15 protein-coding genes, 2 tRNA genes and 2 pseudogenes are annotated in these 13696 nt (G+C 59.5%); 11 read left to right on the top strand and 8 right to left on the bottom strand.

Annotated elements, in window-relative coordinates:
* The first annotated feature begins 107 nt into the window (after positions 1–107).
* Together AC0L15_RS20375 and AC0L15_RS20370 are read left to right on the top strand one after the other, a co-directional pair.
* The gene (locus tag AC0L15_RS20375; protein ID WP_287247143.1) at positions 108–323 is read left to right on the top strand and encodes a hypothetical protein; all 216 of its coding nucleotides are present in this window, start codon (positions 108–110) and stop codon (positions 321–323) included.
* A gap of 598 nt (positions 324–921) precedes the next feature.
* On the top strand, positions 922–1668 hold the full coding sequence (locus AC0L15_RS20370) for a hypothetical protein (RefSeq protein ID WP_287247142.1): 747 nt from the start codon (positions 922–924) through the stop codon (positions 1666–1668).
* Positions 1669–2134: 466 nt separating this feature from the next.
* Here the strand turns inward: AC0L15_RS20370 and AC0L15_RS20365 are convergent, their stop codons facing one another.
* From AC0L15_RS20365 to AC0L15_RS20355, 3 genes are all read right to left on the bottom strand, one after another.
* Positions 2135–3043 carry a glutathione S-transferase family protein gene (locus tag AC0L15_RS20365; RefSeq protein WP_473496866.1) on the bottom strand — a complete coding sequence of 303 codons (909 nt, stop codon included), beginning with the start codon at positions 3041–3043 and terminating at the stop codon, positions 2135–2137.
* Between the two features lie 26 nt (positions 3044–3069).
* Positions 3070–3651, bottom strand: coding sequence for a VOC family protein (locus AC0L15_RS20360; protein WP_287247140.1), 582 nt, complete (start codon positions 3649–3651; stop codon positions 3070–3072).
* Between the two features lie 185 nt (positions 3652–3836).
* Entirely contained in the window at positions 3837–4226 is a 390-nt protein-coding gene (locus tag AC0L15_RS20355; protein ID WP_473496864.1) for a type II toxin-antitoxin system HicB family antitoxin, read from the bottom strand.
* Here AC0L15_RS20355 and AC0L15_RS20350 point away from each other — a divergent pair.
* From AC0L15_RS20350 to AC0L15_RS20325, 6 genes and pseudogenes are all read left to right on the top strand, one after another.
* Positions 4199–4297 (top strand): annotated as a pseudogene (locus tag AC0L15_RS20350) (type II toxin-antitoxin system HicA family toxin); the annotation flags it as partial. The gene AC0L15_RS20355 and the pseudogene AC0L15_RS20350 overlap by 28 nt on opposite strands.
* Positions 4298–4556: 259 nt before the next feature.
* The gene (locus AC0L15_RS20345) at positions 4557–4796 is read left to right on the top strand and encodes a DUF6471 domain-containing protein (RefSeq protein ID WP_473496862.1); all 240 of its coding nucleotides are present in this window, start codon (positions 4557–4559) and stop codon (positions 4794–4796) included.
* Between the two features lie 846 nt (positions 4797–5642).
* Positions 5643–6266, top strand: coding sequence for a sulfotransferase family 2 domain-containing protein (locus AC0L15_RS20340; RefSeq protein ID WP_353813061.1), 624 nt, complete (start codon positions 5643–5645; stop codon positions 6264–6266).
* A gap of 157 nt (positions 6267–6423) precedes the next feature.
* On the top strand, positions 6424–6651 hold the full coding sequence (locus AC0L15_RS20335; RefSeq protein WP_287247137.1) for a hypothetical protein: 228 nt from the start codon (positions 6424–6426) through the stop codon (positions 6649–6651).
* 371 nt (positions 6652–7022) lie between these two features.
* Complete coding sequence (locus AC0L15_RS20330) at positions 7023–7316, top strand: hypothetical protein (protein ID WP_287247136.1); 294 nt, start codon at positions 7023–7025, stop codon at positions 7314–7316.
* A 522-nt stretch (positions 7317–7838) separates the two neighbouring features.
* Positions 7839–8090 (top strand): hypothetical protein, encoded by a 252-nt coding sequence (locus tag AC0L15_RS20325; RefSeq protein WP_287247135.1) that lies wholly within the window; start codon positions 7839–7841, stop codon positions 8088–8090.
* 1081 nt (positions 8091–9171) lie between these two features.
* Here the strand turns inward: AC0L15_RS20325 and AC0L15_RS20320 are convergent.
* Positions 9172–9234: transfer RNA gene (locus AC0L15_RS20320), tRNA-Ser, on the bottom strand.
* Between the two features lie 124 nt (positions 9235–9358).
* Between AC0L15_RS20320 and AC0L15_RS20315 the strand changes: the two genes are divergently transcribed.
* A complete protein-coding gene (locus AC0L15_RS20315; protein ID WP_287247134.1) occupies positions 9359–9748 on the top strand; it encodes a hypothetical protein in 390 nt (129 codons plus the stop codon).
* Positions 9749–10390: 642 nt separating this feature from the next.
* On the opposite strand, the gene AC0L15_RS20310 is transcribed toward AC0L15_RS20315, so the two are convergent.
* The 3 genes from AC0L15_RS20310 to AC0L15_RS20300 all read right to left on the bottom strand — a co-directional run bounded on the left by AC0L15_RS20310 (position 10391) and on the right by AC0L15_RS20300 (position 11337).
* Positions 10391–10465 (bottom strand) — tRNA-Glu (locus tag AC0L15_RS20310).
* A gap of 90 nt (positions 10466–10555) precedes the next feature.
* Positions 10556–10963, bottom strand: coding sequence for a VOC family protein (locus AC0L15_RS20305; protein ID WP_287247132.1), 408 nt, complete (start codon positions 10961–10963; stop codon positions 10556–10558).
* The gene (locus AC0L15_RS20300; RefSeq protein WP_287247131.1) at positions 10960–11337 is read right to left on the bottom strand and encodes a fimbrial protein; all 378 of its coding nucleotides are present in this window, start codon (positions 11335–11337) and stop codon (positions 10960–10962) included. The genes AC0L15_RS20305 and AC0L15_RS20300 overlap by 4 nt, the downstream gene beginning before the upstream one ends.
* Before the next feature lie 26 nt (positions 11338–11363).
* Here AC0L15_RS20300 and AC0L15_RS20295 point away from each other — a divergent pair, with 26 nt between their 5' ends.
* Both AC0L15_RS20295 and rpoH read left to right on the top strand, forming a co-directional pair.
* Positions 11364–12443 carry an RluA family pseudouridine synthase gene (locus AC0L15_RS20295; RefSeq protein WP_473496860.1) on the top strand — a complete coding sequence of 360 codons (1080 nt, stop codon included), beginning with the start codon at positions 11364–11366 and terminating at the stop codon, positions 12441–12443.
* A gap of 206 nt (positions 12444–12649) precedes the next feature.
* Positions 12650–13561 carry an RNA polymerase sigma factor RpoH gene (rpoH, locus tag AC0L15_RS20290; protein WP_023797074.1) on the top strand — a complete coding sequence of 304 codons (912 nt, stop codon included), beginning with the start codon at positions 12650–12652 and terminating at the stop codon, positions 13559–13561.
* On the opposite strand, the pseudogene AC0L15_RS20285 reads toward rpoH, so the two are convergent.
* A pseudogene (locus AC0L15_RS20285) lies at positions 13497–13696 on the bottom strand (hypothetical protein); the annotation flags it as partial. The gene rpoH and the pseudogene AC0L15_RS20285 overlap by 65 nt on opposite strands.

The following is a 13696-nucleotide window of genomic DNA, read 5'->3' as shown; positions in this document are numbered from 1 at the left end:
ACGCTGTAGCGTTTTGATTTGGCGCATGGTCCTTTCCGAACCGAACGCAGCGAGGCGGAGATCGACCCCGATCCCTGGGCGCTAGGTGGTCAAAGGAGACCGAACACATGTCGATTCACTTCACTGTCTCGGACGTGACCAGAAATCTGTTTCACTCGCTGAGAATGGACCATGAGCGCGCGCCGAGACCTCTCAGTCCTGAGCAACGTCTTTTGCTGGAATGCTACCTGGCCGGTCAGATTCCGGAATCGGCCTGGAGCGACTACGTCTTCGAGACGCCGGAATTGGCACGCCATGTCAATGCGAGACGCGGGCAACACTGATATCTGGTGAACCGGTCAGATCGCTCGAGGTGACGCCACCGAACAGCGCTTGGCTGAATCGGCGGCCCGATCAGCGTGCCGTTGCGCTTGAAGCCGCGGCTTCCCGGGAACAATAGCCCTCGAGACAAAAAGGCCGGCACATGGCCGACCTTTCCTTCCACCTCGGCCGCGCCAGTACATCCGTGGTCACGGGTTGGAGGTGAATTGCCGACCAGTAGATAGGGATTTGGTTAACGATTCCTTAACCGACGGGAACCGCTCGTCGACGCGTCGTGGCCCATCTGATTTGCGTCTTCGTGATCAGTGCAGAAAGTCGTCTTTAAATACGGCACATATTATTAATCGTTGTACACCAACGTATTAGCGTATGAGGCATATCGAAGATGCATGTCGCGCTTAAGCGCGTCGCATTGGATCCGTTCGGCCGCGACGCGCTTTAGCCTATTCTGGAAGTCGACTCATGGCCGTGCTTGGCGCTCTCCCTCCTGGCGTTCGCTGTCGACCAATTCGCGAAGCAGATTGGCAAGGAGTGGTCGACTGCCTGTGCCGGGGGTTTCCGAAGCGTGACCGGAGTTACTGGATACAGGCGCTGACCCGTTTGGCGCAGCGGCCTCCCGTCGCCGAGTTCCCACAATACGGCTTGGCCTTGGAGAAGGCCGATCGGATCGTCGGCGTTGTGCTGACCCTGTATACCCGTTATCCCGGGCAGGAAGGCGACGAAGTCCGCTGCAACCTTTCAAGCTGGTCCGTCGACGCAGAATTCCGTCCCTATGGCGCCAAATTGGTCACGACGATTCTCAAGCGAAGGGACGTGACCTACACCAATATTTCGCCGGCGCCCGCAACGTTGAAAGCCAACTGGGCGCTCGGCTTTCGCCCCTTCACCACCGGACAATTTGCCTTCTTGCCGGCTTTTAGTTCGGCGCAGCGGTCATGTCGCGTGCTTGAAGCTCGTCCCGATCTTGCGGAAATGGCGATGCTGTCCGACAGCGAGAGATACATACTCTCGGAACACTCAGCACTTGGCTGCCGGTCATTGATTTGCATTTGCGACGGAGCAGCGTTTCCTTTCGTATTGATGCCGCGCCGGATATTGCGCGGTCTTATCCCATCCTATCAGATCGTCTATTGCCGCTCTCTCGCGGATTTGAGCCGGTGCGCCGGTGCCATCGGGCGCTTTCTCTTGCGAAGCGGCATCCTGCTTTGCGTCGTCGACGCCAGGGAGCCGATTGGAGGTCTGTTCGGGTGGTACCGCGCCAACAGCGGGCTGAAATATTTTAGGGGTCCCAGACCACCCTCGCTTGGAGATCTGTCGTTCACCGAGCTTGTAATGTTCGGTCCCTGAACGACAAGCGCAGCATCAGTCATGCCGCACCGCTTTGCAGCTGAAATGGCAAAAGCGAACCCCCGCCTCCCGGGGCGAGAGTTCCATTTTTGAAAACGACGATCTGTTACTGAACAGGGGCTGTCTGAGCTGGCGGGGTTGCCGGTGCCGGCGTCATCGTGTCGACTGGAGGTGGCGGCAATTGGCCAGCGGTCGTCGCCTGCGTTCCTCCCGATTGAGTTTGGTCACACGCCGCCAGGGCAGCAAGCGCCAGGCCGAACGCGGCGAACACGGGTAGTTTGCGGGTCATATACAGTCCCTTCTATGGACGCCACCCGCGCAGGCCTGATCATCAGGACCGCTGCCTCCAGGTCAACCGTCGCTTCGTCGTCGATGCTTCAAACATTCTTACGTCCCGTAAAAGGCGGCGGGCCTTCGGGCTCGGTTTCGGTCGGCCTGGGCAAGCAAAACCGTGAGAGTGAAAGTCTCACGCCCCGGCCTGCGACTTCACATAAGCGATATAGCCGCGCACGTCGGCCGCCGGCTCGGCATAGGCCTTTCCGAGCTTCTTCTCGATCGCCGCCATGTACTCCTTCGCCCATTGGGGCAGCGCGTAGTCGATGGCGGCCAGGAATTCGAGCGTCGCCGCCAGGCGGATGTCGGCGATCGACGGGTTCTTGCCACCGATGAACGGCTTGCCGTTCCTGAAGAAGCTGTGAAAGACCTCCAGCGGCTCGGCTATCGCTGCTATAGCAGCCTTCTGGGCTTCCGCCTTCTTGTCGGGATGAGCGTCGCTGTGGCCGACCTCGCCGGCATATTGCGGGAAATTCAGCGCAGGATAGGTGGCGCGCGCCACATAGGGGTAGAGCGTGCCGATCAGGTAGAACATGGCGCTGTCGATCATCGCCCGCTTGGCCGGCGCCTTGGGATATAATTTCTCCAGCCCGTGCTTGTTGGCGAGATACTGCATGATGGCGCAGCTTTCCCACAACACGCCCCTGGGCAGGCCCTTGTCCTCGATCATCGGCGTCAGATGGGCCGGGTTTCGCGCCATATACTCGGGCGAGCGCGTGTGGCCCCATACGTCGGTCTCGGAATGGTCGAGCCCGGCCGCGCGCGCAAACACCCGTACGCTCATATTGTTGACGCTCGGCTTCAGCATGCTGAGCATCAGTGCAGACTTCTTTCCTGATTTCGCCTTGGGGTTCCGCGCGGATTTCGCCGACGCCTTGTCTTCAAGTTTTGCGGCGGCTTTCGTTGCCGACTTGTCGGAAGCGCCTGACGCCTTAACCGCAGGCGCTGTCGCCTTGGCCGCAGGCTTTGTCGCCTTGGCAGCTGGTTTCGTGGCGGCCTTGGCAGCTGGCTTCTTCCCATTTTTCGTTGTCTTCTTTACCATTGTCGTCCTCCCTCGGGTTGCTGTCGTCAGTATGGATTCTTCGGCGCGCGGTCCTCCGACAAGGTCGCACGGGAGCGCTCGACCAGCGCCTGGATCGCGTCGGCGAGATGCACTTCGGCGATTGCGTAGTCGCCGCGCGCGACGCGAAGCTTGTGCGCCTGCATCAGCACGTCGGCATGGGTGAAGCCCGCCGGCGGCTCGAAACGGTAGGAAGCGAGCTCGATCAGCAGGCCGAGCGGATCCTCGAAATAGATCGAATCCATAAAACCGCGATCCTTGACGCCGCTGTGCTTGATGGCGCGCTCGTCGAGTCGGGTGACCGCCTGCAGGAAGGTGACGCGCGACACCGCAAACGCGATGTGATGGACGCAGCCCGGATCGGTCGGCGTACGCCGTTTGACCGGCGTGCGGCTCTCGTCGGTGAAGATGGTGATCAGCCGGCCGTCGCCCGGATCGAAATAGAGGTGGCTTTCGCTTGCCTTGTCGAGATTGGGCTGCTCGAAGATGAAAGGCATGCCAAGCACGCCCTCCCAGAAGTCGATCGAGGTCTGGCGCCCGGCGCCGACCAGCGTGATGTGATGGACGCCATGCGATTGCAGTTTTTGCATTTGGCCTTCCTCCCGGCAGCCGGACGACGTCGTGTTATCTTCGCCCCCGGTGCCGCTCGCGGTTGTGCTGCCTTGTGCGTGGCCCGAGGATTATCAGGAGATGCTAAATCAAGCGGCGACGATGCGCCAGAAGCCAGGCCATAGGGACACTTGCATTGGAAGGCCCTGGGTAGCGCAAACGGTAGCTAAGCGCTGCGAGCCTTTCGGCCGCCCTCAAGCTCGATGATCCTTTGAGCCGCCTTCGCGATAAAGCCGGACCGGGTATAACCGTGCGCCTCGGCAAAGGCGTCAATTTGGCTTAGAACATCTTCAGCGAGCGTGATGTTCACGCGGACAGCTTTCTTGGCCTCGGTCTTCACCGAAACCAAGATTGCAACGCCGTCTCGATTATCGGCGTCGGCCATGACGCCTTTCAGGCTGGAGGGTTCTGGAATGGCTTCGCCATCTTCCACAAGCCCTTCGATGTGAAAGGCAAGGGCCTCCTCAGCCATGGCACGAGCGTCGTCCAGATCGGTGCCGGCGGTGACAACGCCGGGAAAATCAGGAAAGGACACACCGTAGAGTGACGGTTCCACATCCCAAAAGGGATATTCCTTTGGGAACCTTGCGGAGCATTGAACGTCAATCCGGTCTAAAGCTGAGGTAGATACAATGAAGCAGTATATCGGGTTGATCCATAAGGATACCGACAGCGACTTCAAGAATGGTCATACCGAGCAGGCGGATTCCACTCGGCATCGTTCTTCCCGGCCATGGCCAATGAGGGGCTGAGGAAAAGAACCACGAGGAGGAAAAAGCGCCGAGACATATCAAATTCGATGATGTTGCACACCGGATGAGATATTGAATCAGCAGATGCTAGGGGTACATCATCATTTGCGGTGTTTTTCGCTGGAGATATGATGATGTCCGAGGATGTTTCCCCCACCGCGTTCTATGAAGAAAAAGCAAAAAACATTCTGAAGGGCGAGCTGAAACGCCGGGGGATTAGCTATGCGCTGCTCGCCGAGAACTTGAATGAACGAGGGGCGCACGAGAGCGAGCGCAATCTGGCCAACAAGATAAGCCGGGGCAGCTTCACCGCCGCGTTCCTCATGATGTGCATGGACGTGATCGGCGTTCGGCAAGTCAGCCTAGAAGTTTAGGGCAGGCCCAACGGGCCATGCTCTTCATCGGCGGGCGAGGACACGCAGGGCAGCAGGGCAGCCGTCGATGGAACTTTAGCGATTTCTAAAAATTGTCTGTGACCAGTGGGCATGCCCTCCGCCCGCTGCAGATCGGGCCGCACCCGATCGGGCCCGCGCTCTCCGCCAGAGGCGCGGGCTTTTCCTACCGTTACCGATTTCGCTGAGATGGTCGGCCCGACAGCCGCTGCACTGACGCTCCACAGATCTCAGGCGGCAGGAACTGGCGCCGCCCGGCGGCTTTCCATCTGTTCGAACGATGCGCTGTCTTCATGGAACACGTAAATATTGAAGCCGGCGGGGCTTGAAAATTGCCCGCTGGCTTCGGCTAGCGGGCTTTTTGCATCTCTTGAACGGGGCAAGGCTGCATTCGCCCTCATGGACCGGCTCGGGACCATAGAGCAGCAGGACAGCTTCTTCGCTCGGCAGCACGCCGGCAGGGCAAGTCGGTTCAATAGCCATGCGCACTAGCTTGAGGGCGGCCCATGCGTTGCAGATGTTATCTTGGCCGTCCATACTTTCTAGCTGATATGGGGCGGCCCAGCAGTCAGTTGGAGTTTGGGTGGTGGCCGCTGGGCCTAACCGGCGGAGCATCTGCGGGACGGTCGCCGGCTACTTCTATATATGCATAATTGCTAATTTAGTAAAATTGTCACGTTCCGTTCCCCTGGCTATCAAATCGGATGAGCCTAGAGTCAATTTGGTGCCTAAACCAGCGAGTGACGGCGGGGCCGACTATAGGGCATGCATCACTTCTAATTTCGTGTCTTCGATGCTATCGATCGCGGTAGGATCGCGGGGGCGGTAATGCTGAGTCGAGAATTAGGCTGCTTGTTTATTCACATTCCGAAGAATGGCGGGACCAGTATCGAGGATGCCATCTGGCCGGATCGGTGTAACCGAACAGCCGACCAATATTGGAAGAACCCAGAACTAAACCGGCATCAGAAAGAAGGGCTGCACCACCTTACCGCCGCCCAAATCCGGTCAGAGATAGGGGCGGAGACTTTTGATCGTATGTTCAAGTTTTCCCTCGTCAGAAACCCATGGGACAAAGCCATTTCACAGTTTCTCTACACCAAGACCTGGCGCCGTGATTTGCGCAAAATGCTTGGTCTGACCCGCTTTATGTCTTTCCGTTCGTATCTGAAGGCTATCCAGCGCGTCGATCATCCTCAATGGCGGGCACAACACCTGTTCATTGATGACAACAACGGAAGCTTGCTGGTTGATCACGTCGGGCGTTTTGAGCAGATCCGTGAGGAATTCACCCACGTTTCCGAGAGAATCGGGTTAGCAAACGTCGCTTTGCCGCATAGCAAGAAGTCAATTCGAAAGGCCGACTACCGCGACTACTACACTCCCGAGACAAGGAACATGGTGTGGACCATCTACAGGACTGACATAGAGCGATTTGGATACGAGTTTTAGGCAGCGCGCCACCACTGGACCCAGGGTAGGAACCCAGGTCCGCCGCCTGCTGGTTTCAATGACGAGGAGTACTCGTTTGGGCATCGGGTTAACCGTTCGACGGTTTCCTTGCATCAGAAACTTGGAACATTAGTGAGGCAGAAACATTGTTGGCGCGATGGACAAGAACGATGGCGACTATCCTCCTGAGCGTTTTCCGGGCAACCTGCCCGAGGATCTAGTGGTGGTCACGGAGGCGTGGCGGGATCGCAATTTGGTCGAGGAATGGGAAGAAGCTGACGCCGTCCTCAACAGCCAGCCTTCCGTGGTTCCGTTCCTGGTTCTGTATGTGCTCTCAATGTTGGGGTTGGCATGGTACGCCAAGGCTGGCAGGTTTCTTCTATAGCGCCGTGAGTTCCGTTACGCACCGCGGAGGTGTGAAGGTCTCGGCCTGGAATCACCTTGAACCGGGAAATGCGGGAACGGCTCTGGAAACGGGTTCAGAAAGCCCCAGGACAGCCGCCAAAGGGCATGAAGCGGCCGGCGACACAAATGGGTCAAGCCGGGATGATCGGCCGCGTAGAGCCAGGAGGAAGACCTTCGGCACGCTTCGCTGCAGGATTTTTGGGAGGCTAGTTAGCGACCAGTGGCAAGGGATCAGCATTCAGGATTATATTCCTCCCGTTGCGGCGAGCCCCTCAACGGAGATCGCCATGCCCCAAAAGACCTCGCACCCTGGCCGCCCGCGAAAGCATCTATGTCAATTGCGGACACCCGATGTGCTGCAAATCGACGAAGCTCGACATCCGGGCGCTGATTGACAGGCTCGGCCGTGACCACGGCTCGATGCATGACGATCTGGTCGGGCTCTTTGTCTGCTCAGCTTGCAAAGCTGCCGACCGTGACCGCCGGCCGGTGTTCTTCACATGCATTCCTGACTACGAAGGCCAGCAGCGGGCGCGCAACTTTCGAACGAGGGGGCTGAAAGTGGCCAGCGCCCGCTGGCGCCAGCAGCCCATTGCGCAAGGGCGATTTACGATTGAGCAGAAGGAAGTGGTCGGACTACGCTAACCGCGCGTCCCAACTTTCGGACGAATTTGAGCTTGCGCGGGTGCTGCGTAACAGCCTTGCGCATCATCGGGCGCGAATGATCGTCTTGCGTGGGCGAGGTCGCCCAACTCCGAATGGAAATCAGAGACGCCGCCGCGATCCGCGTTCATGTGCGAGCTGCTGCTAACCAGGCATAGTTGCACCGGCTATTTGTGGTAAATTAGGTTCGAACTGACACGCAACCGGCCTGTCCGCGATGAGCGAGTGGGAACCTGACTATCTTGCCGTTGAAAGCGCGCGCCTCTACCAGATACGAGCCGCGGCACGGATTGAAGACATGCACTCCACGATCGAAGAGACGCGCCGCATAATCGCAGAGTCCCGCAAGCTGCTAGAGCGTCTAGCCGACAAGGCGGGCGTACCCAGCCGTAGGGGGCGTGCCGCTGCTACAGGTCCTCGATCTGGCCCGATGAATCCTGGAACGGAGTCGCATTATCGGCGTTACCGGCCAACCAAACGCTGCCAACGATATGGAGAACGCGCGTGATCGAGTTGACCGAGACGGAAAAGCGCTTTCTCAAGCGCGTTGACACCATCACTCACGTTCCCTGGTCGAACAAAGTCACAGCCGCAGATGCCAAAGGCAAGCCCATGCGTATCGCAAGGGCAACGTTTGCCCGATTAAGAGACGACGGTATCATCATCCGATCTACAAGCGACCTGACCTCGAACACCTACGTCATTAATCCTGCACCCGTGACGCCACAAGTCGAGGAAGTGCAGGAAGCGTCCTGATCGGGCGGGATTAACAAACCCGCAAAGCCGGAGGCCTTGCAGGATCGCCCTGATCTTAGCGCCCGATGATCGCGATGTCGTTGTCGCGCATCGTGTCCAGGATCCGCTTGTGCCGGTGCTCTCGCGCCTTCTCGCACCCTCGCTAAGGCATCGCGCGGCCCGCTGCCTCCGGTGGTGGCGGGCTTGTTTTGCTGGGGCGGTCAGTTCGGCGCGATTAACGTTCTCTGCGATTTCCAAAACTGAGTGTCGATCGCGTCTTTAGTAGCCGCCACCGCCAGTACTGCCGGCACTGCCACTACTGCTCCCGCTCGATGTAGACGCGGTTGGGGGTGGAGCCTCGCCGCGTGGTGCTGTCATGCAGGCAGTCAAAAGTAATACCGAAAACAGGATGAAAAGGCGCATATCGATAACCTCCTTTGGTAGGGTGTTCTCTATCGACAACGTCTCAGGTCCATCATTATTCCGCGAAGTCTGATCGGAATGCCCGCTGCCTCACGGTGGCGGGCTTTTCACCAGGCAGGAAATTCTTTTTAAACCCATTGCCACGGGTCAGCAGCATTCGAGTTCCGAGAGGCCGGGGCCCGAAGAAGCCTTACTGAACGAGGTAATTTTTGACTATGGTCATGAAGCAGACCAGTGAAATAATTCCAGCGATCGCTGCTTGAGCGCGCCCAACCTGGATGATCATCTCCTCCGTCCAGCCTGCCTCTTTGAAACCCCTGAAATGGTCCTCGAATTTGGCCCGACCGTAGCGGGTAAAAAAGCCATGATGACCAGGAGTATCGTGCAAACCACGCTTGAGTCAGAAGGCTCGTCATGATTCCGGAGGACAAAGGTAAACACCACGCCGGCCGAAAAGCAGGCTATCGAAAAGAAAAAACCGATATCCTGTGGCCATCTTCTGTTGGCGGGTCGGGTTGTCATCGGCGCGCTCGCGCTTCCTCATCCATGTCGCGTGGACCTGCCGATAGTCGCAGGAAACCTTTGGAAAGAAACGAATCTGTTCAGGGAAATTTGCGGGGGTTTATTCGTTGGATATTCGATGAAATCAGGCCGGGGAGGTTTAAGTGCTTGATATTGCTGGTACGCCCAAGGGGAATCGAACCCCTGTTACCGCCGTGAAAGGGCAGAAAACCACTACCGTTCATGCCTAATGCCGAACGCTCGCAAGGCGCTGCAGCAGTCTGCAATTTCTTTGAACGGCATTTGCGGATTTGAAGGCGGATTTGCTTTAGCCTCGCAGGAGCGGTCTCAAAGGAACCGTCCATATGCAACGTACTTTCCGGGGAACCTTGGCGACAATGTTGATTGCCTGTGGTGTCGCAGACGCTGCCGGCTACGCGCAGGCGCAAAATCTGCTCACCATCACCGCACCAGTCTCCGGTCAGACTGTTGATGGGACGCTCTCCTTTTCCGGGACGGCTTTCGTCAACAGTATTACACGGCGCGGTAGTATTCGCGGACAGACCAACACTGGGGTCGAATGCCGAGGCACGACCACTGCCAATCTTACCTTCTCGCGTGGAGAAGGAACGATGGTTTGCGGGCAACTCTCAACCCGATTCGTGTTCTCGCTGACCAGCAGACAACCCCCGGTTGGCACAGGAACGGGAACCCTATCCGACGGGCGCAAAGTGGTGTTGAGAATAGGACAATGACCGCAAAACGACTGGCACGAATTGATGTCCTACTCGCGGCGCACGTGGCTTTCACACCGTTTGGCCCAGTTGCCAGAACCGGTCTTGTCGCGCCATTTCCGGTTATTGGCGGGACGGACCATCAGCAGACATTTAGCACCAGGATTGGTGCTGTTGTCGAGGACGGGACCTGCAGAGCCCCGAGCCTTGAGCGGATCGTGAAAACCTGGACGAGAACTGGTCGCCGCGTGGTCGTATTGCGACTTTGCCGGCAGCTTGTCGGGCGAATGCTGGTGCCGCTTGCAGTGAGTTTCGTTTACCATAGGTGATCAATACGCAGCGGGTACGAAAGCCGTTGGGCTGCGAGGTCGAGTTCGACGCCCATGCAGACGCACTGAGTTTTCGACGCTGCATTGATGGAGAGCTGCATGGAGGCCTTAGCGGTTCGCACGCCTCCGCCTCCCCATCCACAGCCGGATTGATGTGAGAGGATTTTGCACCCCCCGCGACGGCAATGGGGCGAGGATCCGCCTTCGACTCCTGCACCAAACATTGGGCTCGTCTGGGCCGGACTAGGCACATCAATAGCCTGCGGCAGCGGTGCATTTCGGGTCACTTATCGGGACCGCAGATCTCGAATTATCATTAAGTCGTTGATATCCTTGGTACGCCCAAGGGGAATCGAACCCCTGTTCCCGCCGTGAGAGGGCGGTGTCCTGACCGCTAGACGATGGGCGCGTTCAAGAACCGGCGATATAGGCTGACGGCCGGGAAAAAGCAACTGGGCTTCTGGCAGTCAATGATGTCGGGGAAATATCCGTTGCAGACCTATCGTTTTGGCTCGATCAAGTCCCAGAGATTTCCATGGAGATCGGCGAAAACCGCCACAGTGCCATAGGGCTCAACGCGGGGCGCCTCACGGAATTCAACGCCCTTTGCGAGCATTGCCGCGTGGTCGCGGACAAAATCGTCGGTCTCGAGGAACAGAAAGACGCGGCCGCCGGTCTGGTTGCCGATGCGGCTTGCTTGCATATCGTCCGACGCTTCGGCCAGCAGCACCTGCGCGCCTTGTCCGTTCGCCGGCGCCACCGTGACCCAGCGCTTGCCGCCGCCGAGATCGACGTCCTCGGTGAGCAAAAAGCCCAGCTTGTCGACATACCAGGCGATCGCCTCATCGTAATTTGCGACGACAAGCGCGACGGTGGCGACGCGGCGATTTTCGGCGAAACCAATCATTTGTTGCGGATCGAAAAGCGACCGATGATGCGGCGCTCAGTGATGCCGTAGACAAAAATGGCGCGGCTGCCGTCGGCAAGCTCCGCATCGATGGAGACGCGGTCGCCGGAAAGCGACTGGCTGATGACCTTGGCGCCGACCGGCAGCACGATGTCGCCGGTCAGCGGCTCGCCTGATGGCACGTGGATGTCGCCGGCAAGGGACGGGTCTGCCGGTGGCGCGGTGCGCGTTTTGTAGACAAGGGCTGCAATCACCACCATAAGGGCGAGGAACAGCAAGCCGAGATTGATAGCGACGAAGCGGACGAGCTTCTTGCGCACCTTTTCGACTTCGGGGTCGAGCGGCTTTTCCTCGTCTTCATCGGCAGCAGCCATGGCAAACCATTCCGGAACGATTTTCGATGAGCGCTCATAACGAAGAGACCCCGATATTGATAGAGGATGGATTGACGGGCGGATCGCCAAATGGGGGATCGCCAGACGGATCGGTCGTGCTGGAAGCAGGCTCCGATGCGGCGGGCCAGCGGCTCGACCAATGGCTGGCGGGCAAGCTCGGCCCGGACATGTCGCGCAGCCGGGTGCAGATGCTGATCCGGCAGGGCGCCGTCAAGGTCGGCGGCCAGCCGGTCATCGAGACCAAACGCAAGATGGCAGCCGGTGACCGCGTATCGGTCGACATGCCGGAGCCGGAGCCGGCGGAGCCGCAAGGCGAGAACATCCCGCTCGACGTCCTCTATGAAGACAATGAATTGATCGTCATCGACAAGCCTCCGGGGCTGGTCGTCCATCCCGGCGCCGGCAACTGGACCGGCACGCTGGTCAACGCGCTGATCCACCATTGCGGCGACAGTCTTTCCGGCATCGGCGGTGTGCGGCGTCCGGGCATCGTCCACCGCCTGGACAAGGAGACCAGCGGCGTCATGGTCGTGGCCAAGACCGACCGCGCCCACAAATCATTGTCGGAGGCGTTTGCCGACCATGGCCTGACCGGCGATCTCAAACGCGCCTATCTGGCGCTGGTCTGGGGCATTCCGATGAGACCGACAGGCACGGTCGACGAGCCGCTTGGCCGCGCCGCCGACCGCGTGCGCCGTGCCGTGGTGCCACAGGGCCGCGACGATGCCCGCCACGCCGTCACCCATTTCACGGTGGTCGAGCGCTTTGGCGAGCAGCAAAAGGAGTTTGCCACGTCGAGCCTGGTCGAATGCCGGCTCGAGACCGGCCGCACCCATCAGATCCGCGTCCACATGGCTCATATCGGCCATCCGGTTGTCGGCGATCCGGATTACGGCCAGGCCTTTCGCACCAAGGCGAACCGGCTGCCCGAGCCGCTGAAAGGCCAGGTGAAGGCCTTTCCGCGACAGGCATTGCATGCCCGCCTCCTTGAATTTCGGCATCCGACTACCCATTTATCGATGAGGTTCGAGGCGCCGCTACCGAGCGACATGGAGGAACTCGTGGACGGATTCCGCAGACTCTGAAGCAGCTTCATCCATTCAAAACCAGATCGGCAAAAACCTGACCCGCGTTGTTCACTTTGGCGTGACACACTGTTTCGTGTTGAACCAAATGCTGTCCTTTCTGGTTTTGTTCCTGTATACATCCGCTGTCGCGAACGAGCCTTTGGCGTTCGTGACATATGCCCGCCGCGTTAGGGGGCACCACTCCAAGAGAGAGGGGCGCTATCATGGCCCAGTCACTACCCAGTATCGTTTCCGGCGAAGGCGGCCTCAGCCGCTACCTGGAAGAAATCCGTCGCTTTCCGATGCTTCAGCCGCAGGAAGAGTACATGCTCGCCAAGCGTTACGCTGAGCACGAGGACACCACGGCTGCGCACAAGCTCGTCACCAGCCACCTTCGGCTCGTCGCCAAGATCGCCATGGGCTATCGCGGCTACGGCCTGCCGATCGGCGAAGTGATCTCGGAAGGTAATGTCGGCCTGATGCAGGCCGTCAAGAAATTCGAACCGGAGCGCGGCTTCCGGCTCGCCACCTACGCGATGTGGTGGATCAAGGCCTCGATCCAGGAATACATCCTGCGCTCGTGGAGCCTGGTCAAGATGGGCACCACCGCCAACCAGAAGCGCCTGTTCTTCAACCTGCGCAAGGTGAAGGGCAAGATCCAGGCGCTCGACGACGGCGACTTGAAGCCCGAGCAGATCGCCGAGATCGCCACCCGCCTCAACGTGTCGGAAGCGGAAGTGGTGTCGATGAACCGCCGCCTGTCGGGCGACGCCTCGCTCAACGCGCCGATCCGGGCGAGCGAAGGCGAGTCCGGTGAGTGGCAGGACTGGCTGGTCGATGACCACGAAAGCCAGGAAGAGGCGCTGATCGAGCAGGACGAACTGGAGAACCGGCGCGGCATGCTGTCCGGCGCTCTTGCCGTGCTCAACGAGCGCGAGCGGCGCATCTTCGAGGCGCGCCGCCTGGCCGAGGAGCCGCTGACGCTGGAAGAGCTGTCGGCCGAGTTCGACATCAGCCGCGAGCGCGTGCGCCAGATCGAGGTGCGCGCCTTCGAGAAGGTGCAGGACGCGGTCAAGGCCGCAGCCAAGCGCCAGATGCAGGCGCTGCGCACCATCGAGGCGCAGCCGGCGGCGTAAAACCTCCGGCGGAAACAAATAGCGGCGGGGGGGGGGGGGGGGGGGGGGGGGGGGTTTTTTGGGGGGGGGGGGGGGGGGGGGGGGGGGGGGGGGGGGGGGGGGGGGGGGGGGGGGGGGGGGGGGGGGGGGGGGGGG

The organism is Mesorhizobium sp. WSM4846, assembly GCF_055811415.1.
This window is presented reverse-complemented; position numbering and strand designations above follow the sequence as displayed.